This is a genomic window from Arcobacter venerupis, from assembly GCF_013201665.1.
Taxonomy (GTDB): Bacteria; Campylobacterota; Campylobacteria; order Campylobacterales; family Arcobacteraceae; genus Aliarcobacter; species Aliarcobacter venerupis.
In genome coordinates this window covers 1,980,592-2,003,250 of the sequence record NZ_CP053840.1, presented here as the reverse complement: position 1 = coordinate 2,003,250, position 22,659 = coordinate 1,980,592, and the positions used below count along the sequence as shown (strand labels likewise).

The 22,659-nt window shown below is 23.8% G+C and carries 22 protein-coding genes; 12 read left to right on the top strand and 10 right to left on the bottom strand.

Annotation, left to right across the window (positions count from 1 at the left end):
• The first annotated feature begins 94 nt into the window (after positions 1-94).
• Genes AVENP_RS10010 through AVENP_RS10000 form a run of 3 tightly spaced genes read left to right on the top strand, consistent with a single transcriptional unit; the run spans position 95 to position 2,342 of the window.
• Positions 95-928: a sulfotransferase domain-containing protein gene (locus tag AVENP_RS10010; RefSeq protein ID WP_128357908.1), complete on the top strand. Its 834-nt coding sequence runs from the start codon at positions 95-97 to the stop codon at positions 926-928.
• Entirely contained in the window at positions 925-1,104 is a 180-nt protein-coding gene (locus tag AVENP_RS10005; RefSeq protein ID WP_128357909.1) for a hypothetical protein, read from the top strand. The genes AVENP_RS10010 and AVENP_RS10005 overlap by 4 nt, the downstream gene beginning before the upstream one ends.
• Positions 1,101-2,342 (top strand): glycosyltransferase, encoded by a 1,242-nt coding sequence (locus AVENP_RS10000; protein WP_128357910.1) that lies wholly within the window; start codon positions 1,101-1,103, stop codon positions 2,340-2,342. Before AVENP_RS10005 ends, AVENP_RS10000 begins: the two co-directional genes overlap by 4 nt.
• Positions 2,343-2,360: 18 nt before the next feature.
• Here the strand turns inward: AVENP_RS10000 and AVENP_RS16105 are convergent, their stop codons facing one another.
• Positions 2,361-3,374, bottom strand: a complete 1,014-nt coding sequence (locus tag AVENP_RS16105) for an acyltransferase family protein (protein WP_128357911.1) — start codon at positions 3,372-3,374, stop codon at positions 2,361-2,363.
• Between the two features lie 155 nt (positions 3,375-3,529).
• On the opposite strand from AVENP_RS16105, the gene AVENP_RS09990 reads away from it, so the two are divergent.
• The 4 genes from AVENP_RS09990 to AVENP_RS09975 all read left to right on the top strand — a co-directional run bounded on the left by AVENP_RS09990 (position 3,530) and on the right by AVENP_RS09975 (position 8,382).
• Positions 3,530-4,354 (top strand): 2OG-Fe(II) oxygenase, encoded by an 825-nt coding sequence (locus AVENP_RS09990; RefSeq protein ID WP_128357912.1) that lies wholly within the window; start codon positions 3,530-3,532, stop codon positions 4,352-4,354.
• Positions 4,355-4,509: 155 nt separating this feature from the next.
• Positions 4,510-5,265, top strand: a complete 756-nt coding sequence (locus AVENP_RS09985; protein ID WP_128357913.1) for a glycosyltransferase family 2 protein — start codon at positions 4,510-4,512, stop codon at positions 5,263-5,265.
• On the top strand, positions 5,255-7,552 hold the full coding sequence (locus tag AVENP_RS09980; RefSeq protein WP_128357914.1) for a glycosyltransferase: 2,298 nt from the start codon (positions 5,255-5,257) through the stop codon (positions 7,550-7,552). The genes AVENP_RS09985 and AVENP_RS09980 overlap by 11 nt, the downstream gene beginning before the upstream one ends.
• Complete coding sequence (locus tag AVENP_RS09975) at positions 7,549-8,382, top strand: glycosyltransferase family 2 protein (RefSeq protein WP_128357915.1); 834 nt, start codon at positions 7,549-7,551, stop codon at positions 8,380-8,382. Before AVENP_RS09980 ends, AVENP_RS09975 begins: the two co-directional genes overlap by 4 nt.
• A 52-nt stretch (positions 8,383-8,434) precedes the next feature.
• Here the strand turns inward: AVENP_RS09975 and AVENP_RS09970 are convergent, their stop codons facing one another.
• On the bottom strand, positions 8,435-9,355 hold the full coding sequence (locus AVENP_RS09970) for a sugar transferase (RefSeq protein ID WP_128357916.1): 921 nt from the start codon (positions 9,353-9,355) through the stop codon (positions 8,435-8,437).
• 37 nt (positions 9,356-9,392) lie between these two features.
• Positions 9,393-10,223, bottom strand: coding sequence for a sulfotransferase family protein (locus AVENP_RS09965; RefSeq protein ID WP_172664286.1), 831 nt, complete (start codon positions 10,221-10,223; stop codon positions 9,393-9,395).
• 179 nt (positions 10,224-10,402) lie between these two features.
• Here AVENP_RS09965 and AVENP_RS09960 point away from each other — a divergent pair, with 179 nt between their 5' ends.
• From AVENP_RS09960 to AVENP_RS09945, 4 genes are read left to right on the top strand one after another with little or no spacing between them, the layout of a single operon-like run.
• Positions 10,403-11,380: a c-type cytochrome gene (locus tag AVENP_RS09960; RefSeq protein WP_128357918.1), complete on the top strand. Its 978-nt coding sequence runs from the start codon at positions 10,403-10,405 to the stop codon at positions 11,378-11,380.
• Positions 11,381-11,435: 55 nt separating this feature from the next.
• A complete protein-coding gene (locus AVENP_RS09955; RefSeq protein ID WP_128357919.1) occupies positions 11,436-12,374 on the top strand; it encodes a cache domain-containing protein in 939 nt (312 codons plus the stop codon).
• A 4-nt stretch (positions 12,375-12,378) separates the two neighbouring features.
• Complete coding sequence (locus tag AVENP_RS09950; protein ID WP_128357920.1) at positions 12,379-13,038, top strand: response regulator transcription factor; 660 nt, start codon at positions 12,379-12,381, stop codon at positions 13,036-13,038.
• Complete coding sequence (locus tag AVENP_RS09945) at positions 13,028-14,200, top strand: sensor histidine kinase (protein ID WP_128357921.1); 1,173 nt, start codon at positions 13,028-13,030, stop codon at positions 14,198-14,200. The genes AVENP_RS09950 and AVENP_RS09945 overlap by 11 nt, the downstream gene beginning before the upstream one ends.
• Here the strand turns inward: AVENP_RS09945 and AVENP_RS09940 are convergent.
• From AVENP_RS09940 to AVENP_RS09920, 5 genes are all read right to left on the bottom strand, one after another.
• Entirely contained in the window at positions 14,155-14,964 is an 810-nt protein-coding gene (locus tag AVENP_RS09940) for a hypothetical protein (protein WP_128357922.1), read from the bottom strand. The genes AVENP_RS09945 and AVENP_RS09940 overlap by 46 nt on opposite strands.
• 7 nt (positions 14,965-14,971) lie before the next feature.
• A complete protein-coding gene (locus AVENP_RS09935; RefSeq protein ID WP_128357923.1) occupies positions 14,972-16,099 on the bottom strand; it encodes a GGDEF domain-containing protein in 1,128 nt (375 codons plus the stop codon).
• Between the two features lie 30 nt (positions 16,100-16,129).
• Positions 16,130-16,573: a GatB/YqeY domain-containing protein gene (locus AVENP_RS09930; protein ID WP_128357924.1), complete on the bottom strand. Its 444-nt coding sequence runs from the start codon at positions 16,571-16,573 to the stop codon at positions 16,130-16,132.
• Between the two features lie 43 nt (positions 16,574-16,616).
• Positions 16,617-18,566: a ribosomal protection-like ABC-F family protein gene (gene abc-f, locus AVENP_RS09925; RefSeq protein WP_128357925.1), complete on the bottom strand. Its 1,950-nt coding sequence runs from the start codon at positions 18,564-18,566 to the stop codon at positions 16,617-16,619.
• A 129-nt stretch (positions 18,567-18,695) separates the two neighbouring features.
• The gene (locus AVENP_RS09920) at positions 18,696-19,370 is read right to left on the bottom strand and encodes a GDSL-type esterase/lipase family protein (protein WP_128357926.1); all 675 of its coding nucleotides are present in this window, start codon (positions 19,368-19,370) and stop codon (positions 18,696-18,698) included.
• Positions 19,371-19,477: 107 nt separating this feature from the next.
• On the opposite strand from AVENP_RS09920, the gene AVENP_RS09915 reads away from it, so the two are divergent.
• On the top strand, positions 19,478-20,077 hold the full coding sequence (locus tag AVENP_RS09915) for a hypothetical protein (protein ID WP_128357927.1): 600 nt from the start codon (positions 19,478-19,480) through the stop codon (positions 20,075-20,077).
• Positions 20,078-20,087: 10 nt separating this feature from the next.
• Here AVENP_RS09915 and AVENP_RS09910 read toward each other — a convergent pair whose 3' ends face one another.
• Both AVENP_RS09910 and AVENP_RS09905 read right to left on the bottom strand, forming a co-directional pair.
• A complete protein-coding gene (locus tag AVENP_RS09910) occupies positions 20,088-21,299 on the bottom strand; it encodes a FecR family protein (protein WP_128357928.1) in 1,212 nt (403 codons plus the stop codon).
• Positions 21,300-21,309: 10 nt separating this feature from the next.
• Complete coding sequence (locus AVENP_RS09905) at positions 21,310-22,650, bottom strand: tetratricopeptide repeat protein (protein WP_128357929.1); 1,341 nt, start codon at positions 22,648-22,650, stop codon at positions 21,310-21,312.
• Positions 22,651-22,659 lie beyond the last annotated feature (9 nt).

Sequence of the window (22,659 nt, the reverse complement as noted above, 5' to 3'; positions counted from 1 at the left end):
CCATTTTACAATAAAATTTTTATCAACAATGGTATTGTTTGTAATTTTTTAAGATAATAAAAATAAAATAACTTTTTATGAATAAGGATAATATATGAACAATATTTTAAAGTCAATAGTTCTAGGATATTTTGAATTAATAAAAAAAAGACTTCGAAAAGTAAGAGATGAAAAATCTTATAGACTTTATCCTAATAATCCAAAACATAATGATATCTATTTAGTTGAGTTTCCAAAATCAGGTGTGACATGGTTAGCTACATTAATAGCTAATATAAATTTACTTGAATCAAATGAAAAAGTACAGGCTACTTTTTACAATTTACATCAATATATTCCTGATATTCATAAATCTAGAGATTTGATTGATAAACCTTTATGGAATTTTCCTAAATATAGATTTATAAAAAGTCATGATACTTATAATAAAAATTATAATTTTGTAATATATTTAATAAGAGATCCATATAAGGTTATGAATAGTTATTATATTTTTTGTAAACAATTAGGATGGTATGATAAAACATTTAAAGAATTTGTAGAAGATCCTGTTTTTGGTATTAAATCTTGGGTTCATCATACTAATAGTTGGTTGGATAGAAAAGTTTCTGCACAAAGAATTCATTTTCTAAAATATGAGGATTTAATTGATGATCCTTTTTTAACAATAAATAATTTGTATACTAATCTAGGATTATTAGTTGATGATAAAAATATTAACAAAGCTATCTCTTTAAGTAATATAGAGAATATGAAAAAAACTGAAAAATTTTATAATATAAATAGTTCAGCTAGTACAGAATTTGAATTTGTGGATAAGAGTAAAAACTTTTTTGAAGAAAATATGAATGAAGATATAAAGAGTTATATTTATGATAATGTTAAAAATAGCAAAATATACAATAAATACTATGAAAAATTAATATGATTAACGATAAATTATCGTCTGTAATAATTAGACCTAGTTATAATACTGTTAATAGAAATCTTCATTACATCCAAGAATTATTTATAATAAAAAGTGAGAATGATAAGTTTGGAATAGCATTATCTGTTACAAATGGTACTGTATCTCTTGAAATGGCAGTAAAAGTAAATATATGAATCAATTTGGAAATTATTTGGAATGTTCTGTGGATAATAAAATTTTAAATATAGCCATAGTTATAAATCATGATATATATTCAGGTGGTGGATTTCAATACTCTTATATGGTTTTAAATCTTTTAAAAAAATATCATAATGATAAGACAATCAAATTATCTTTTTATAGTATTAATAAAGATATTTCTAATGATTACCAAGATTTAGATTTAGAGATAAAAAAAATCAGTGAAAATTTATTCCAAAAAATTCATAGAATAGCTCTGAAAAATCTTTATTTTTACAATTTTTTCAAGAAATTAGGATTAAGAAAATCAAAAATAGAATCAAAGATTCTAAAAGATGGAATTGATTTGATATATTTTTTATCTCCAAGTCAAATTACACACTCTTTAAGTGAACTTCCATACATTATAACTTTATGGGATTTAGGTCATCTAAATCTGATAGAATTTCCCGAATTAAGTAATAATAAAATATTTGAAGGTAGAGAAGAGAACTACTCCAAAAGTTTAAAAAAGGCTATAAATGTAATAGTGGATTCTACATATTTAAAAAACTATTGTATATCAAAGTATAATTTGGAAGAAAATAGAATTGAAATTTTACCCTTTCTTCCTAATGTATTAATTGTTGATAATAAAAATTATATAAATATAAAAGAAAAATATAATATTAAAAATGATTATATCTTTTATCCTGCACAGTTTTGGGCACATAAAAATCATATGTATATACTAAAAGCAATTAAAATATTGAGATATGAACATAATATCGATGTCAGTGTTGTTTTTTCTGGTTCAAATAAAGGAAATCTTAATTATATTTTAAAATCTGCAAAGAGTATGGGGATAGAGAATTTAATTCATTATGTAGGATTTGTAAAAAATGAAGAAATACCTTATTTATATAAGCAATCTCTATCTTTAGTAATGCCTACATATCTAGGACCAACAAATATTCCTCCTTTGGAGGCATTTGCATATGAAACACCAGTTTGTTATTCAGATATGCCATTTTTTAGAGAACAGTTTGAAGAATCAGTATTTTTTATGGATTTAAATAATCCAAATAGTTTATCTGAAAATATATTATTTATAAAAAATAATAAAGATATAGTTGATTATAAAATTTTAAATGGTAAAAATATTTTAGATAATTGGAAAGAAGAAGACTTTTATAATAAATTATTAAAAGTATTTAAAAGATATCAATACATTAGAGAATGTTGGGAATAGAAAACTTAACTAATCATATTATTTATATAAAAATCTTTTCCCAAAATTAATAAATCTTTTTTCTACATATTTTTCTAAAAAGAATCCAAAAATAAAGACTAAACAAATAATAAGACAAAATGATAATAGTGGATTATCTGGATTAAGATTGAAATATAATACTATTTGTATAATAGGAAAATGTATAACATAAATACTGTATGAAAAATCAAATTCAATTTTAATATATTTAATGAAAAAAACGAAATAAAAGCATATTATTCCCAAAAGAATAGGCCCAAAAAAATTAATAATATGAATATTAGAATAATTTTTAATATAAATTAAACTTATAAGACTTATTAAACTTATAAAACTTATTAAATGGAAATGTTTATGATTTATTCTTTCATATAGTAAATAAAAAATTATTCCAACAACGAAAAATTTAAGTTGACCAGGAAATTGGTGTGATAAACTTTCAAGATGTAGATAATTCATAAAATATTTCCAAAAGAATGAAATAAAATAAAGAAATATAATAAACATTATTCCAATTTTTTTATAAAGAAAATATATTAATGGAACTGCAAGATAAAACATTATTTCAATTTTTAATGTCCATAAACTACCATTTATAGCATTTACATGTAATTCACTTAATGTTTGACCTACCGAAGGTGACAAAAAATTAAGATAAAAGATATTTACAAAAAAGTATTTTATATACAAAAATATATTAGTTTCTTTTGAATAAAAAATAAAAAATAATGTTTGTAATATTATGATTATCAAATATAATGGGTAAATTCTAAAAAATCTTTTTACAAAAAAATTTTTTTTTGAGTTATCTTTGTCAAAACTCCAAAATATTAAAAAGCCACTCACGATAAAGAACATCGCTACTGAATAACCAGAAATATAAAAAATAAAATTTGTTGATTTATTTTCTGTTAGTGCATTCCAATGTGCGAATACAACTAATAATGCTAATATTAATCTTAATATATCAAAATTATTTTCTTTTATAATTTTAGTACCATCATTCGTCAAATATACTTTCCTTTCCTATTTCTGTAAATTAAAATAATTTATATATTTTTTGACTTATTATACTCACAGTGTAATAAAAATATAATAACAAAGAAATCACAATAATCATCAAAGTTTATTAATTAGATAAATTAAAAGATTTAAGGGGAAAATACATGATTAAAGATAGATTATATTATTCAAATATCATTGTAAATAAAATTGAAGAAAATAGAGAAATAATTATAAAAAATATTGAACTACAAGTTAAAAAAGGTTCCAATTTTATATTCTTTACAATTGATAATCTTCTACCTGTTGAAGATGTAATGGAAATTTATTCTAAATTTCCAAAAAAAGAGGAGATGAGAGAGAAAAAAAATTTAAGGGAATATAAACTAATAGAAGCACAATTAAATAATCATGATAGAATTCTTGAAGAAATAACTTATTCTTTTCAAGAAAAAAAGGTTATAAATAGTATTGCATCTATTATTGGCAAAGATGACATCATTGCTGATGAGTTTTTATATGCAGGTGGATTAAGTAGAATGGAAGAAGGAAACTATTTAAACCCTCATTTGGATAATTCTCATGATAAAGATAGAAGTTTATATAGAGTTTTGAATTTACTGTATTATATAACACCAAATAGAGAGATAGAAGATGGAGGAAATCTTGAATTATGGGATAAAGGACTTAAAAATGATCAAACTGTAATTCATTCAAAATTTAATAGATTGGCAATTATGGTCACAAATAAAGAATCTTGGCATGGTGTAAGTAAAGTCAAAAAAGGGAATAGATGTTGTGTTTCTAACTATTATTTTTCAAAAAAACCAATGAGCACTGATGATTATTTTCATGTAACATCATTTAGAGGTTTTCCTGACCAAAAGATAAAAGATATAATTCTTCAAGGTGATACGATTTTGAGAACATCAATTAGAAAGTTATTTCCAAAAGGCATTGTAAAGAATAATCATATATATAAAAAATAAAATTAGAAATTCGTTTACTTCTAATATATTAATAATTATGATTTATTATTTGAATTCTTAAGTATAAAGTCTTTATACTTAAAGTTTATTCTATAAAAAAGAGTGAATAAAATTATTAAATAAAGATAGGATTTATAAATTAAAAGAGCAATAAAATGAACAAAAACCCAAAAGTCTCTGTAATTACAGTTGTATATAATGGTGAGAGATTTATTGAAGAAACAATTAAAAGTGTATTAAATCAAACTTATAATAATATAGAATATATTATTATAGATGGTGGCTCAACAGATGGAACTATTGACATTATAAAGAGATATGAAAATAGAATAGATTATTGGGTTAGTGAGTCAGATAATGGTATTTATGATGCATGGAATAAAGGAATTAAAATAGCAAAAGGTGAATGGATAAGTTTTCTTGGTGCGGATGATTTTTATTTAAATGATGCTATAACAAATTATATAAATTTAATTATAACTTCTCCTAAAGATAATATAATGTATATATCTTCTAAAAATATATTATGTGATGAAAATAAAAATGAAATAAAAATTATAGGTCAAAAGTGGAATTGGAATAAATTTAAAGTTTATATGAATGTTGCACATGTAGGTTCATTACATAATAGAAAATTATATAAAACATATGGTTTTTATAATACTGAATTTAAAATTTGTGCTGATTATGAATTTCTTTTAAGAGTTGGAAAAAATTTAATTACAGAATTTCTTGATGAAAAAACATGCTTTATGAGAAATGGTGGGATAAGCAATATAGATAATACAGTTTTTTTAGAAACCTTTAATGCCAAGAAAAAATATCATACAAGAAATATTGTATTGTTGTACTATGATTTAATAATTGCATTAATGAAATATAAATTAAGGAATATCTTTTATGGCTATTAAACAAGAGACTTATTTTTATTTCTTATTTTTTTCATTTATTTTATTTACATCTTATTTAAGTAATATTTTTAAGACGAGTTCCTTTCAATTTTTTACAACTTTTTTTATTTTTTTAATGTCTATATTTATAATTCTAATGATAAATAAAAATGAAAAATTAAAACAAAAATATTCTTTGAGATTAGAACCATTTTTAATAAGTTTATTAGTTTATATATTTACTATATCTATAATTAGTTTTATTAATCATTCAAATTTTGATTTTTTAAGATTTATTAGTTCTTATATTCTAATAATTGTTTATATAATATCAGCTTTTTATGTTGCCGTATCAATATATAATATGGATGATACAAAAATATATAATTATGTAAAAGTATTATATTTTATATTATTACTAGATGGATTTATAAGTAGTATAAATTATTATTTTACACCTTCAAAAGTCATGATATTATTTGCAGAACCATCTCATTTTGCATTAATTCTTTTGCCAATAACTTTATTTATTTATATTAAAAAGGATAATAATTTTTTAATTCTTATCCCTCCATTGATTATCTCATTAGCTATACAAAATTTAACATTGTTAGTAGGACTTTTTTTATTTTTTATGTGTCAAAGAAAAAATTATTTTTTATTAAAAATATCAATATTAGGCACTATAGTTATTTTATTAATGAGTTTTTATGATTTTTCTTATTTCAGTAAAAGATTGGATTTTTTTAGTGTAAAAAATAAGTCTACAATAGTTTTTTTAAGTGGATGGGAAAATGCAATATTAAATTTTAAAGATACATATGGATTAGGAATAGGTTTTAATCAATTAGGATTAATTGGTGAACAAGGTTATTATAGAAGTATTTTAGTAAATGATAAGCATGGCACAGTTAACCTTTATGATGGTGGAACAACAGGTTCTAAACTGATTTCAGAAATAGGGATAGCAGGAGTTTTTTTATTGTTAATATATTTATATATTTTATATAAATTTTATAAATTAATAACAAATAAAATAATATTAAATAATAAAGATATATTAATGCTTTCTTTTTTTATTTCAGCTTTTTTTGAATTTTTTTTAAGAGGGATGGGATATTTCACTCCAGGTATGTTTCTATTTTTAGTCTCTTGTATTTACTTAAAGAAATATAATATATTAAAGAAAAATAACACATCCGAAAAAAAATTAATTATTATTTCTGCTATAAATTTGCGTAGTGGAGGAACTCTTTCAATTTTAAATGATTGTTTGAGTTTTTTAGATGAATATTTATATAAAAATTATCGGATTTTAGTACTTATTCATAGTAAAGATGTAATGTTAAATACCAAAAACTTAGATTTTATAGAGTTTCCTAATTCTATAAAATCATACTTTTTTCGCTTTTATTATGAATATATTTATTTTAAATATTTATCAAAAAGAAAAGAACCTTATCTGTGGCTTTCCTTACATGATATGACACCTAATGTGACAGCAGATATAAGGGCTGTTTATTGTCATAATCCAACACCTTTTTATAAAATAAGTTTTAAAGAGTTTCTTCTTGATAAAAAAACATTTTTATTTTGTTTATTATATAAGTACATTTATAAAATTAATATCCAAAAAAATGATTATGTTGTAGTTCAACAAAATTGGTTAAAAGACGAATTTTTAAAAATGTATAAAATTAAGAACTGCATAGTTTCTTATCCCTCTATTCCAATTAGAAATACTAATGAGATTGATACTAATTTGGAAAAAAAAAGCAAATTAATTTTATTTTATCCTTCTTTTCCTAGAGTTTTTAAAAACATAGAACTTATTTGTGAAGTTATGGAAAAACTTATAAAATATAAAGATATTGAATTGATTTTAACAATTAATGGTAGTGAAAATAAGTATTCAAAATATGTATATAAAAAATACTTTAAGAATAAAAATATAAAATTTATTGGTTTACAAACTAGAAAACGTATTTTTGAATTATATGAAATTTCTGACTGTTTAATATTTCCTTCTAAATTAGAAACTTGGGGACTTCCTATATCGGAGTATAAAATTTTTGATAAACCAATCATCGTTTCTAATTTACCTTATGCAAAAGAAACAATAGGAAATTATAAGAAAGTAAAATTTTTTGATCCAAATAATACTGAAGAATTAGAAAAAATTATTATAGATTTATATCTTAAAAAGTTAAAATATGATGAAGTGAAATTTGAAAAATTAAAATCAGATGTATTCTTAGGTTGGAATGAATTATTTGATAAATTATTAGAAAAAGGCAAAAATAAATGAATGTAATTAATGTTTCAATAGTTTTATATCATAATAAAAAAGAGCAGATTAAAAGAATAATTAGAAGTTTATTTTTATGTAAAAATTTGAATATAAAGCTATACCTTATAGATAATTCAAAAAATGATACTTTAAAAGAATTAGTAAATATAGATAATCATAGAATAGAGTATATTTTTAATAATATGAACCTAGGTTATGCTAAAGCTCATAATATTGCAATAAAAAAGAGTATAGAGAATGGAATTTTATATCATTTAGTTTTAAATCCTGATGTGTATTTTAATGACAATATTTTAGATGAATTATATATTTATATGGAAAAGCATAAAGATGTAGGTAATATCATTCCTCTTGTAAAATATCCAAATAAAGATATTCAATATTTATGTAAACTTCTCCCTTCTCCCTTGGATTTAATATTTAGAAGGTTTATTCCCTTTAAAACTTTAAAAAATAAAAAAAACGATAAATATGAATTGAAATTTACTGGATATGATAAAATTATGAATGTCCCTAGTTTAAGTGGTTGTTTTATGTTTTTAAGATCTGATGTATTAAAAGAAATTGGACTATTTGATGAAAGTTTTTTTATGTATTTAGAAGATGTAGATTTAAATAGGAGAATTCATGAAAAATATAAGACAATATTTTATCCCAAAGTTCAAATTTATCATGAATATGCAAAAGATTCATATAAAAATAAAAAATTATTAATTTATCATATTAAATCGGCAATTAATTATTTTAATAAGTGGGGATGGATTTTTGATAAAAAAAGATTTAAAATTAATAATAAAATAATAAAAGAGCACAAAAATTTATTATAATTACATCTATTTTATATTTAAGAAAATGATATTAAAATGAATATGAAGTTATTTACAATCCTCTTTTCCCTATTACTATCATTATAGTTTTAAATATAATTTTTATTTCAAGTAGTATAGTCCAATGTTTAATATAGTATAAATCATACATAAGCTTTTGTATAGTGTCATCAACATTACTGCCATATGGGTAATTTACTTGTCCCCAACCAGTTATTCCTGGTTTAATAAGATGTCTTTCATGATAATAAGGAATTTTCTGTTCATACTCCTTTACTAATATCTCCCATTCAGCTCTTGGTCCTATTAAGTGAATTTCTCCTCTTATTACATTAAGTATTTGGGGGAGCTCATCAATTCTGCTTTTTCTCAAAAATCTACCATAAGGATATATTCTAGCATCTCCTTCTTTTGTATATGGATCATGATAGCTATTTTCATGCATAGTACGAAACTTTCTACATTGAAAAACTTTTTTATCTTTTCCAATTCGATTTTGTTTAAAGTAAAGTTTTCCTGGAGATTCTTTTTTCATTTTACTTTTTATAATATAAATAAAAGGCCATCCAAATAAAAATAATAAACTAACTCCTATAAAATCAATAGTTCTTTTTTGAATATATTGAAAAGTATTAAAAGGTTTTATATCATCTAAAAAATGTAAATCTCCATTATCTTTAGGTATATAGCATTTATAAAGATAATTTTCAAGAAATTTCTCTATTCCAATTAATTTTATTTTTTTCTCAAATTGTAAGTTTGTTAAATACCTAACAAGGTCATCAGATACTTTCCCTTGTGTATTTAATACTATTACTTTATACTCTTTGTTACTAATTAAAGATTCAATTTGATTTTTAGTTTCATTCGGAGTTATATTTTTATAATCTATTTGTTTAAAAATCTTAAATTTTTTAGATAATTGTTTTTTTTCTATTTCTGTAAAAATGTATTTCCGTCCTAGAATCAACATTTATTTATTTTCCCTTTTAGTTAAATTAAAATAGTTTTTACCATAATTTTTTATTTAATAATTTTTCTAGTTTTTTACTATCTTCTTCAAAAATTTTTTGTAGAAAATCTTTTTCTTCATTAAAACTAGGTTTTTCTTCTACTGTATTAAATAACAAAGTCTTTATTTTACATTTTAAATTCTCGGGAATATATTTATATATAAAATTAAAAAGATGTAATTTTCTTAAATAATAAATTATAGGGCTTTTTGCTCTTGAATAAAAATTATATTTAGTAGAAAAATTAATTTTAATTCTTTCTATATCAAGAAAATCAAATACATCATTCATAATTAACTCTGGATTATTTTTTAACTCTTTAAAAGAAATTACTAATAAATTATCTTTAAATAATTCTTTGTAATATTTAACATTTTCATAATATAGACTATTACCAACATACTCTTTATAATAAAGTGTATTTTTATCTTTTAAATAATGAAAAAATGGTTTATTTACATAACCGATTCTTAAATCCATTAAATAATGAGATATTGCTCTTTCAATTGGATCTCTAAGGATAACGATGATTTTTGATTTAGTATTAAATTTTATTATTTTATCGGCAGATTCTTTATAATATAGATAAGAAGGTGATATATCTGCAATAATCTTTTTGTTTTTCGCATCATCATAGTTTCTTAAATAATCATTTTCATTCTTTGCGAAGTAAACATCGTAATATGTATCTTTAACCATAGGTAGAGAAAAAAAATGCTGTTCTTTAATTTCAGGGACAAAAACATCATTATGATTTTTTAGATAATGATACATTGATGTTGTTGCGCATTTAGGTGCACCAATTATAAAAAGATTTGGTTTATTCATATACATTCAACTTTCTTAAAATTATATTATTCGTATTGATTATACTTTTTAAACATTTAATATAACTTAATATTGATTAGTTGGTGGATTTTATTGTTTTTTGATTAATTGGTTGTTACTTTCAAGTTATATACAAGTGTTATAGTTTTCCTAATTAAATAGTAGGGGGAAAATTATTTATGAAAAAGATTATCGCTGCAGTTACATTATCTGCTTTATGTGTTAGCTCTTCATTTGCATTTGATGCAAAAGTTTTAAAAGAACATTCAGATACTGGATATAAATCCGATGCAAAATTAGAGTATAAAATTCCAGATGAAAAAAATATTCCAAATAATGAATTTGGAGAGTTAGTAAAATATGGAAAAGAACTTATTGTTCATACTTCAAAATACATAGGTCCAGAAGTAGAAGACCCAAAAATGAGATATGCTGGGAATAATCTAAATTGCCAAAGTTGTCACTTAGATGCAGGAACAAAACCTTATTCTTCATCATATATTGGAATCTTTGCTGCATTTCCACAGTATGGAGCAAGGGGTAATAGTATAGGTACACTTGCTGATAGAATTAATGGCTGTATGGAAAGAAGTATGAACGGTAAAAAACTACCACTTGATAGTAAAGAAATGAAAGCAATGCAGACTTATATGTATTGGTTAAGTCAAGGTTATCCAGTTGGTGGAGTTGATAAACTTGAAGGTAGAAGTTTAAGTCCAATTGACAGAAAAATGATTAAAACACAAGCTGCTGATCCTGTAAAAGGTAAAGTTGTTTATGAACAACAATGTGCTTCATGTCATGGTGCAAACGGTGAAGGTATAAAAAATGATGGTCGAGCAAATGGATATATGTATCCACCATTATGGGGTAAAGATACATATAATAAAGGTGCTGGAATGTACAGAGTTCTAAAAGCTGCGGACTTTATAAAAAGTAATATGCCTTTAGGTGCAACAAAAGAAACTCCAGTTTTAACAGATGAAGAAGCTTATAATGTAGCTGCATTTATCAATATGGATTCAAATTTTAGACCTGATAAAGCTGATAGAATAAATGATTTCCCATTAGAAGATGTTAAGGCTCCTGATGTTTATAGACCAAATATTGAAACAAAAGAGAACCAAGTAGGTCCTTTTGGAAAATTCATAAAATAAAGTAAAAAAAGAGAATACCTTATGTGTATTCTCTTTTAATTGGTTAAAATTACTCATGAATAAAACATACAAAAAATTTATCTTATCTTTTATTATCATTTTTATAACACTATTATATTTTTTATATAAATACAACAATAAAGTAGAACAAAATCAAGTTGATATTTTGGTTTCAAATAGAGTTGAGATTGTACAAAATGAATTAACAAATCAAAAAAATCATGCTTTATCTTTGGCTATATTATTTTCTAAGAATCAAAATGTCATTAGTTTTTTAGAAAACAATAAACCAAAAGAGTTAAAAAAAGAGCTTTTAACTTCCCTTGAAAATATTAAAAACTACACAAATATAAATAATATTCAAATTCAAGTTCACACAAAAGATTTAAAAGTTTTTGTAAGAAGTTGGGAAGATAAAGATGCGGGATTGAGTTTGGAGAGTTTTAGAAAAGGAATTGTAAAAGTAAAAGAGACCCAAGAACCTTTTGTATCAAATGAACTTGGGAAAAGATTTAATATAAAAGCGATTTCGCCAATTTTTAATCAAAAAGAGGAATATATTGGAAGTATTGAAGTTATAGTTGATTATAGTGACTTGAAAAATAGGCTAAAATATATGGGAATTGATGTTATTGCACTTTTGAAAAAAGAGTATTTACCAATTGCTACATATTATCAAGAGTACAATATGTTGGATGATTTTGTAGTGATTCAAAATGATTATGACAAAAAGTTTTATGATTATCTATCTTTAAATAAAGAGTATTTGTCAAATGAACAGTTTTATTATAAAAATAAGAATAAAATCATTACTCAAATTCCTTTAGGTGATATTGATTCGAAAAGTGTGGGTGTTTTGATGATTTCTTTTGATAAAAGTGAACAGAACTTTAATTATTTACCAAAATATGAATATATGGGTGAAATAAATGCAAAAGATACAAATTTTAAAAACCATCTTTTAAAAGAGAAAAAAGAGATTATTATAAAGTGAAAAAATGAAAATTCTACTACTTGAAGATGATTATTTATATAAGGTATCCATAAAAGAGTTTTTACAAGAACTTGATTTTATTGTAGATGATTTTGAAAATGGTGATGATGCTTTAGATGCAGTTTTTACAAACAGTTATGATTTACTTCTTTTAGATATTAGAGTACCTGGAATGGATGGTTTTACTTTGGTTGAAACTATTAGAAAAGAGGGCTTAAATACACCAATTATAATTCTTACTTCTCTTACAGATATAACAAATCTTAGTCGTGGATATGATTTAGGTTGTAATGATTATATTAGAAAACCATTTGATTTGATTGAACTAAAATTTAGAATAGAGCAATTAATTAAAAATAGTTGTTTTAAAACTTTGGATGATATTATACAAGTAGTTCCAGATTATGAATTTGACGTGAAAAAAAATATTTTATATAAAGAAAAAGAACAAATAGACTTAAGTTTTAAAGAGAGTGAACTTGTCTCTTATTTAGTTCAAAATAGAGGTTTTTTTGTCTCAATTGAGACTTTACATGAAAGAATTTGGGAAAATAAAGATATTTCATACTCTGATATTAGAATGTGCATAAAAAGAATTAGAGAAAAAACCTGTAAAGATTTTATAAAAACTAAACGATTTGTGGGATATAAAATTGATAAGTAATAAATATGAGATTAAATTTATTGTTATTCAAGTTGTATTAACCCTCTTAATTGCCTTTATTCCAATATATTTTTATCTTGATGCTTCCTTTGAAAATCAAAATATAAAAGATAAAATGGATTTAAAAAATTATGCTTTTTCAGTTATTTCAAAAGTAAACTCTTTTGAAAAAGAGAATAGTTCTACTTTTTATTATCCTCGTTCCAACATCTATTTTTCAGGAATTTTTGATAAAAATAATCAGGCAATTTTTTCTTTATTAAAGAAAAACGATTTGGATTTTATTGATGAATTTTTGATAAATAAAAATGAGATTTGTTATAAGAATTATTTAGAACAAAATATTTTTGATGCAAAATTTTTAGTAGTTTGTAAAGATATAGATAATTCACAAGTAATTTATAATGCAATTATTTTGATTTTATTGATTAGTTCTTTTATATTTTTATCCTCTTTTTTTATTATCAAACAAAGTATTGAACCATACAAAAGATTAAATCAATACTTGGATGATTTTCTAAAAGATGCAATGCATGAGCTAAAAACTCCCATTGGAGTTGCCCGAATTAATGTTGATATGCTACAAATGCGACTTAAAAATGATAAATATATCTTGCGAATAAAATCAGCTTTAAAAAATATGACAGTTATTTATGAAGATTTAGAGTATTACATGCAACAAAATATTGTAAAAGATGAAAAAATAGATATTAATTTTTCAATTTTTTTAGAGAGACGAATTGAATTTTTTAATGACTTAGCAATTTCAAAAAACATCAAGTTTTCAAAAAATATTCAAAGTGATGTTCATATTATTTTTAATGAATTAGAGCTTTATAGAATTATTGATAATAATATCTCAAATGCAATAAAATACTCAAAAGATAGCTCAAACATTGAAATATCTTTGCAAAAAGAAGAAAGCAAAATAAAGCTTATGTTTAAAGATGAAGGAATTGGAATAAAAGATAAATCAAAAATTTTCGAGCGATATTATAGGGGTGATAAAATAACAGGTGGTTTTGGAATAGGGCTTAGTATTGTTAAAAATATCTGTGTAAAAAATAGGGTTGATATAGAAGTTGAATCACAAATAAATAAAGGAAGTTCCTTTATTTATTTGTTTGATTCAGTAGATAACTTTCTTAATAAAACTGAATAACCAGAACAAGTACACGTATTATCAATAGCTTCTTCTATATCTTCAACTTTTGAAACAAGTTGCCAATTATTAGAAGTAGCTTCTTTTATTGTTGTATATCCAGTTGTTCTTTTGTTTACATCTGTACATCTTTTAGCACAAACAGCTTCTTTCCCAGAATATCTCCAAGAGTCAAAAAAAGTCATTGTTCTTTGATCTTTTTTATTAAATAAAAGTTTAGTTTTTTGTTCTCTTGCCGCTTCACGTTTTTGAATCTCTTGTCTTTCTTTTACTAACTCTTGACTATTTATGATAGTTGGAGTTTCTGCTTCAAATTGTGGATGTCTTTTAGAATTTGAATAAGCTCTTTTTACTTTTTCATCTATACTTACTGAGTAGAAACTATTAGCATTTTGGCTTGCTTGATGGGTAATAAAATACGGTTCATTATTAATTTCACAAACGCTAGCTTTATTATTAGAATATGAATTAACATAAATTTTGTTTATGTAATAAGTAGTATTAACTAATTTACCTTTGTTATCAGAACAAAATTTATCAAGTTTTGAGTACAAATTCTTTGTATCTTCAGCTTTCAAAGATTTGTTTTTATACAATCTTTGTTTTGCATCATATTCAAAAGATTCATTTAAAACATCATTTATCGTTTTAACTTTTGTTTTTTCAACATTGTTTTTAACTACTGCTTTATTTGCACAAGCAGTGAAAAGTAATGATGTTGCAACAACGAACAATCCAATTTTTAAAAATTTATTTATTTGCATTTTTAGACTAAATCTCCATTCCATTTTCTAGAATAATTTTATTTCTTCCATTTTCTTTTGCTTGATATAAAAGCATATCAGCTTTTTGAAGAGTATTTTCGTAAGTTGGATAAGTACTTCTTATTGCAACTCCTGCTGAAAAAGTAACTTTTATTTTATTTGTTTTATATAAAAAACTATTTTCAGTAACTATTGTTTTTATTCTTTTTAAGAATTGTAATAATTCTCTATTTAGATTAAAGTGAATAATTGCCACGAACTCTTCTCCTCCATATCTTCCAACCACATCATGGTCTCTTATACTTTTATTTAGAATCTTTCCAAAAGTTGATAAAACAACATCTCCACATTCATGTCCATAAGTATCGTTTAATTTTTTAAAGTGATCTAAATCAAAAAATACTACAGCATATTGAGTTTTAATTCTTTCATAAGCACTTTCTATTCTTTTTACTTCTTCACTAAATGCTTTTCTAGTCAGTAAACCAGTTAAATGATCTTTCATATTTTCTGTTTTTGTTCTACTTAATTCATTTTCAAGTGTTTTTACTTTTTCTTCAAGTTCTTGAACTTTTGATTTCCCAGTTTCTAACTTAGTGGTAACAGTATGCATCTCTTTTTCAATAGATGATGCTGCGTTTATAAGCTCATTTTGTAGTTTTGTAAGTGCTTCTAATCCATCTTCTTGAATATTAATAGATTCAATTTTTTCTTTTATATTAATAACATTTTTTGAGCTTGAACCATTACTTGAAATAGCTTCATTTAAATATTCTTCCATTAATAATACAAGTTTAGAAATATCAGAAGTTCGCTCAATTACAACTCTTTTGTCTCTTTCAAATCTTTTGTTTATGAAATCTTCAATTTTATCTTGAATTTTTTCAATGAATAAAAGATTAGGTTCTTTTTCAATTTTTGAAAAAAGTTGATCAATCTCATCATCAGTTTCTGCACAAATAGACGGTAAAACAGATTGTTTTATTAATAAAGCTAAGTGTTGAACATTATTTGGGTTAACTCTTTTTAATAAAAGAGGGATTAGTTTTTCAGGTGAATCAATTTGATTTAAATTAACTTCATTTTTTTCATCTTCAGTTAATAAACTTAAAATATTTTCAAACTCTTTATTCATGCAATTTTTCCTAAATGTGATTTTTTCAAATTATCCTAAAAGTTTTTTTACCATTTCATTGATTCTTTTTCCATCTGCAACACCTGCAAATTTTTTAGTAGCAAGTCCCATAACTTTCCCTATGTCTTTCATAGAAGTAGCTGATACTTGTGAAATAATTTCTTTCATTCCAGTTTCAAGTTCTTCATCACTTGCTTGTGTTGGAAGGTAAAGCATAAATACATCAACTTGTTCTTGTTCTTGTGCAACTAAGTCTTCTCTTGAAGCAGCTTTATATTGAGTAATAGACTCTTCTCTTTGTTTGATACCTTTTTGAATTAATTTAATAACATCTTCGTCATTTAAATCTTTTCTTTCATCAACTTCAATTTGTTTAATCATAGTATTAATAGCTCTAATTGAGTCTCTTTTTACTACATCTTTATCTCTCATTGCAGTTTTTAAATCTTCTTTTAATTGTTCTTTTAAAGTCATACAAACCCCTATATTTACTATTTGTTTACCAAATTATATCTTTTTAAGAATTAAAGCTTTCTATTAATTCTTCTAGTTCCAAAAATCTTTCAACTTTTTGCTCATAAATCTCTTTTGTCTCATCTAGTTCTTTTGACATAGCGACAATTCCTTTTTGTTCATAACATTTTGGATCCATTAAGCAAGCATTTATCTCTTCAAGTTTTAACTCCAAATCTTCTAGCTCTTTTGGCAACATCTCATATTCTCTTTGGTCTTTATATGATAGTTTTGTCTGTTTTTTAACAGTTGGTGCAACTTTTTCAATTGTAGCTTCTTTTGCTATTTCATTTTCAAGATTATCTAACTCTTTTAACTCTTTTTCTATTTCTAAATATTCACTATATGGTTGGAAACTTTCCATTATATGGCTATTGTCTTGGAATACAAAAAGTTTTTTAGCGATTTTGTCTACAAAATATCTATCATGTGATACAAAAATTAATGCACCTTGGAAGTTTTGTAAATACTCTTCTAAAATATTAATTGTTGGAATATCTAAGTCATTTGTTGGTTCATCAAGAATTAAACAATCAACTTTTTTTGTGAAAAGTAGGGCAAGAGCAACTCTGTTTTTTTCACCACCACTTAAAACACCAACTTTTTTATCAAGATATTCTCTTGGAAATAAAAAGTTTTTTAAGTATCCAAAAACGTGCATGTTTCTTCCATCTTGAAGAACAACTCTATCTCCACCATTTGGGCAAAAAGTTTCTAATAAATTTCTTTCATCATCCAAAGATTCCCTTTGTTGGTCAAAATATCCTATTTCAAAATCACCTTTTTTGAAAGTTCCTTTATCTATTTTCATCTTTTCCATGAAGATTTTTAAAAGTGTTGATTTTCCACTTCCGTTGGGACCAACTATTGCAATTGTATCTTTTTGTAAAATTCTAGTTGTAAAATCAGTAATTAGTTTTTTATCACCTAAACTTTTACAAACATCATCAAGTTCATAAAGCATTTTCTTTTTATTTTTTTGGTTATCTTCTGTATTAAAAGATTTTTGTTCCCTTTGAAGTTCCAGTGACATTTTTCTAATAGCTGCTGGATTAGACCTTGCTTTTTGTTTTAAATCAAAATACTCTGATTTTCTTCTTTCATTTCTTTTTCTTCGAGCAGTTACCCCATGTTGCATCCAATGGGCTTCTCTTTTTACAAGTCTTATTAGATTGTCATGCTCTTTTTGCATATTTTCTAAAAGGTGTTCTTTTTGCTCTAAATATGAAGAGTAACCACCATTAAATTTTCGCAGAACCCCACCATCTACTTCGATAACTGTAGTTGCAATATTGTCAATAAAATATCTATCATGTGATATGAAAAGTAGGGTGAAATTGTTTTTTAAAAGTAGTTGTTCTAAAAATTCAACCATATAAACATCAAGGTGATTGGTAGGCTCATCTAAAAGTAAAACATCTGGTTTTTTTAGTAATAATCCAGCAAGACTAACTCTTCTTTGCTCTCCACCACTTAAAAGATTTACATCTTTGAACTCATATTGTTTTAATTGAAATTCAACTAAAACTCGCTCAATCATATTATCTAAATCCCAAGCATTGTGAAAGTCAATAAAAGTTGCTAATTCACTTTGTCTTCTTATTAAATCTTCATTCTCATAATCAGTTGCCAATTGATTTGTAAGCTCTTCATACTCATTTCTTGCTTGTTTTAACTCAGCTAGTTGATCTTCAATTGCATCTCTTACATTTAGATTTGCTTTGAATTTTGGTTGTTGGTCAAGCATTTCAATTTTTAGAGATTTATCAATAGCCATTTCACCACTATCTGGCTCTGTTTGTTTCATAATTATTTTAAAAAGTGTAGATTTACCTTGCCCATTTTGACCAATAACTGCAACTCTTTGCCCATGGTTTAAAGTAAAATTTGCATCTTTTAAAATAACTTTTGTATCGTATTGTTTTGAAATATTCTGTAGGTCTATTAAAGCCATATATGTTTCTTCTTCTTTGTATTATTAAGATTTATTTTTGTTAGTTTAAGTATTAATATACCTAAAAATCGGTTAAGATTTACTTTTGGTATATTTTGAGTGTTTGTTAAGACTTGAAAATATTGTAAATTATTTCTTATCAAATATATATTTTTTGATTTCTTCTTTCCAAATTAAATATGCTTTTGCGTTTAAATGAAGTCCATCATGAGTATAGTCTTTTATTAAAAGTTCATCTTTCGAAAGGGATTTATTTAAATCTATAAAAACTATTTTATTGTCTTCACAATACTTTTTTAACAAAACATTTAACTCTTTTACTTTGTCATTATAACCATTGTCTTTTTTTGCTGTATAAAGGGTTGAATAAATATATGGAGTTATATTTTTTTCTTTTAATATTTGAATTATTTTTTTATGATTTTCAAAAATATCTTTTACTTGAAAACCTTGAAAAATATCATTTATTCCACCCATTACAAAAACTTTTTTTGGATTTAGGTTTGTTACTTGCTCTATTCTTTGTAAAAAACCAGAAGTTGTATCTCCATTTATTCCTCTGTTTATAATCGCAGAATTAAATAACTCATTCCAATTAACAGCATAAGTAATAGAATCTCCTAACATTACAATATTTGTTTGATTTACTGGGTAAATTTTATAAAGTTCATAAATATTATTATCCCCAAAAGCAAGAGAATCATTAGTCTTTTTTTGTGTTGATGAATAGAGTTTATTTGGTAACATTAAGGCAACCATTAAACATAAGATGACTCCTGTTAGATTTAAATTATATTTTTGCATAACTTCTCTTTTTTATTTTTATTCTAATATAAAAATTATTAAATATAAATAATATTAATTTAATTTTAAGAAATGTATAATAAGTAAAAATAAATGAAGGAGTTAAGATGGAAGTTCAAAGTAATTCAAATAGTTCGAATATTGCTTTAAATAAGTATAAGCAAAATACAAATGTTACCAACAATGACAACTCAGAAAAAACAAGTGAAAAATCACTTGAACAGACAATGAATGAATCAGCAGTAAAAGTGTCATTATCAATGAATGCCCAATATATACTTATGGCTATGAATAGTTCATCTGTAAATGAAAGTAATACTCTAACTCAAGCTAGTTTAAGTAGCAAACAGCAAGATGTATTAGATTATTTAAGTGGAAAAGAAACTCAAAGCGGTATGAGCCTTAAAGATATAGGTTATGATGGAAAACCAATAACTGAACTTACACAAGATGAAGCAAGTAGTTTAATAAGTGAAAATGGTTTTTTTGGAGTAACTCAAACTTCAGATAGAGTTTCTAATTTTGTATTTAGTTTTGCAGGAGATGATTTAGATCTTTTACAAAAAGGTAGAGATGGAATCGTTCAAGGTTTTGAAGAAGCTAAAAAACTTTTTGGAGGGGAACTTCCAGAAATTTCATATAAAACTCAAGAAAGAACTTTGTCTTTGATTGATGAAAAAATAAATAGTTTAAAAAAAGAGTCTTAAGACTCTTTTTTTATTGTTTTTTTGCATTAAATTCTGAATTTATTTCAACATTATCTGATGATTTAAAATTAATATTTCCTTGCATGTAATTAGCAGTATCTCCATATAATTTTGCACTACCTGTATCTCCGTGAGTTTCTCCTCTTGGATAAAGAGATAGATTTCCAGAGTTGCCATGTATTTCTCCTTCAAATGTAAGAGTTTTGCCCATTCCATTTCCTACATCACTAATGTTTACTTTTCCATTTGAGATTTGATTGTTTGATTTTGCAAAATCAATATCCATTGATATTCTTGTATCACTAGGAATTGCAACAGTTTCTCTTGAGCTATTAACCATATAATTAGAAGAAGATAATTCAGTTGGAAAACTTCCAATGTAACTAGCTGTTGAATTAGTGCTATTGAAAAAACTAGCTGGTGTTCTAGTTATGAAATTATTGTTATCATCTAAACCACTTAAATTGTCAGTTGAAGAATTGTCAGTTGAAGGAATATTAATTACAGTTTCTTTATTTTCAAGTGATGCTAATGTTTTATTTGTAGGAATAGGGCTATTCTGTTCTTTTGTTATATCTGTTGTTTCAGTTGGAAGCGAGATATTATCTATGGGAAGATTTTCTTTAATAGCTATATTTTTATTTATTTCTTGAATATCATTTTGTTTGATTTCTTGAATATTTAATTTTTCAGTACTATTTTCTTTAAAAGATAGGAATTCACCTTTATTTACAATAACCGTATCTTTTGTTAGATTATTTTTTACCTCAATTTGTCCTTCAGTACAAAATATTTTTTCATTGTTATCTTCTATAACCGTTATAATTTGAGTTCCTCTTATTCCAATTGAAGCAGTTTTGGTTTTTAATTTAAAATTTTCAGGAGCAATTTTTCCTATCTTTCCAGTTATTGTTCTAAAAATTCCTCTTGCCATTGAAAACTCAGCTTTTGTATTTTTTTCTTCAAATAAATATTCATTTATTTTCAAAGTAGAATTTTGCCCAACAGAAATAATAGTATCATCTAAAAAGAGAATTTGTAATTTGGTATTATCTTTTGTATTTAATGTATCTTCTTTTTCAAAAACTGAATCTTTATTAACTTGGATAATTTTACCTTCTCTTAAAATAGTGGCTTCTCCACTTAATGCGACAATTTTTCCAATATTATTTGCAAGTAAGAGATTACTAATAAATAATAAAATTAAAATAATTCTTTTCATTTTAAATCCTTTACCAATTAAATGTTTTTATATAACTAATTTTTCCATCAACTTCTTCATAAATATATCCATCTTGATTTGAATAATTTTTTGTAAATGATGATGATAATACAATTTGATTCTCTTTATCTATTTTAGTTAAATAAGACAATCCTAGATAATAATTATCATCTTTTCTTTTTGAATCAAAAAAAGTATTTTCATATTTATAATAACTTTTTATATACTCTGAATCAAATTTTATAGAATTTTCCTTATTTATTTCGTAGATATACTCAAGCCCTGCTGTAACACTATTTTTATCTAAATCAACTCTTGAAGAATCAACTCTTATACTTTTTGCTAATTTAGAATAGATATTAAGATTTGATAATAATTTATATTTTAATAAAAGTTCATATTTGTCAAAATCTTTTTCTTTGTCGGATTCATGTAAATATGAAAATCTTTGATAATTAACTGAAGCATAATATGATGAGTTCATAATTGAAGGACCAATATTAAATATATTAAAATCTTCATTATCTCTTTTATCTAATCTTGTTAAACCAAAATTTAAAGAATAAAGATTCTTTTTATCTGAGTCTAAATAAGAAAAAGAAGGTTTATAAACATAAGCTGTTAAATCTTCTTTATCATTATTAAAATAATTCTTATTATAAACAAGAATTGAATTTTTTAAACTAAAAGAAGAGTCTTTGAAATTATTTAAGAAATTAATTCCAAACATTTCATTATGATAATTATCAGCAATAGGTTTTTCTCCATTTACTAAAATGTCATTTAATCCAGGTAGTCTATATTCAGGAGAAATTAATCCTGTATTTATATTTGTACTTCTTCCAACTCCCAATAATATTGTTGCATTTACAAAAAAAGTTTTTTCATTTAATAAATCTAGATATTTAGTTATAGACTCTTTTGTCTCATCTTTTATATTTGATTTACTTAAAATTGTAAACTCTTTTTTTGCTTCATTTTTTAAGTTTAATTTATAAAGTAGTTTTGCATATTCATATCTTGCTTGATTAAATTCTGGATTTTGTATCAAAATTCTTTCAAAAGTAGCTGTTGCTTCATCATATTTATCTAGCTTAAGGGCACTTAATGCTAGAAAATAATTTACATTTGTATTATGTGGATTTTTTTGAAATAGTTTAAAAAATTTATCATATGCTTTTTGATAATCTTGTATTTTATACATAATTGAAGCTGTAATATATTCATTTGAATCTTCTATTATTTGAGAATATCCATCTTTTTTTATTTGATTTTTATTGTTTGAAGCTATTTCATTATCAGCTTCCAAAAAAATAACTGACGAAAGTAATATAGCGGTTTTTAAATACATCAATTTCCT

Coding starts and splice junctions, on each gene's coding strand:
- AVENP_RS10010 (WP_128357908.1), top strand. CDS start 95: ATGAACAATATTTTAAAGTCAATAGTTCTAGGATATTTTGAATTAATA.
- AVENP_RS10005 (WP_128357909.1), top strand. CDS start 925: ATGATTAACGATAAATTATCGTCTGTAATAATTAGACCTAGTTATAAT.
- AVENP_RS10000 (WP_128357910.1), top strand. CDS start 1,101: ATGAATCAATTTGGAAATTATTTGGAATGTTCTGTGGATAATAAAATT.
- AVENP_RS09990 (WP_128357912.1), top strand. CDS start 3,530: ATGATTAAAGATAGATTATATTATTCAAATATCATTGTAAATAAAATT.
- AVENP_RS09985 (WP_128357913.1), top strand. CDS start 4,510: ATGAACAAAAACCCAAAAGTCTCTGTAATTACAGTTGTATATAATGGT.
- AVENP_RS09980 (WP_128357914.1), top strand. CDS start 5,255: ATGGCTATTAAACAAGAGACTTATTTTTATTTCTTATTTTTTTCATTT.
- AVENP_RS09975 (WP_128357915.1), top strand. CDS start 7,549: ATGAATGTAATTAATGTTTCAATAGTTTTATATCATAATAAAAAAGAG.
- AVENP_RS09970 (WP_128357916.1), bottom strand. CDS start 9,355: ATGTTGATTCTAGGACGGAAATACATTTTTACAGAAATAGAAAAAAAA.
- AVENP_RS09965 (WP_172664286.1), bottom strand. CDS start 10,223: ATGAATAAACCAAATCTTTTTATAATTGGTGCACCTAAATGCGCAACA.
- AVENP_RS09960 (WP_128357918.1), top strand. CDS start 10,403: ATGAAAAAGATTATCGCTGCAGTTACATTATCTGCTTTATGTGTTAGC.
- AVENP_RS09955 (WP_128357919.1), top strand. CDS start 11,436: ATGAATAAAACATACAAAAAATTTATCTTATCTTTTATTATCATTTTT.
- AVENP_RS09950 (WP_128357920.1), top strand. CDS start 12,379: ATGAAAATTCTACTACTTGAAGATGATTATTTATATAAGGTATCCATA.
- AVENP_RS09940 (WP_128357922.1), bottom strand. CDS start 14,964: ATGCAAATAAATAAATTTTTAAAAATTGGATTGTTCGTTGTTGCAACA.
- AVENP_RS09935 (WP_128357923.1), bottom strand. CDS start 16,099: ATGAATAAAGAGTTTGAAAATATTTTAAGTTTATTAACTGAAGATGAA.
- AVENP_RS09930 (WP_128357924.1), bottom strand. CDS start 16,573: ATGACTTTAAAAGAACAATTAAAAGAAGATTTAAAAACTGCAATGAGA.
- abc-f (WP_128357925.1), bottom strand. CDS start 18,566: ATGGCTTTAATAGACCTACAGAATATTTCAAAACAATACGATACAAAA.
- AVENP_RS09920 (WP_128357926.1), bottom strand. CDS start 19,370: ATGCAAAAATATAATTTAAATCTAACAGGAGTCATCTTATGTTTAATG.
- AVENP_RS09915 (WP_128357927.1), top strand. CDS start 19,478: ATGGAAGTTCAAAGTAATTCAAATAGTTCGAATATTGCTTTAAATAAG.
- AVENP_RS09910 (WP_128357928.1), bottom strand. CDS start 21,299: ATGAAAAGAATTATTTTAATTTTATTATTTATTAGTAATCTCTTACTT.
- AVENP_RS09905 (WP_128357929.1), bottom strand. CDS start 22,650: ATGTATTTAAAAACCGCTATATTACTTTCGTCAGTTATTTTTTTGGAA.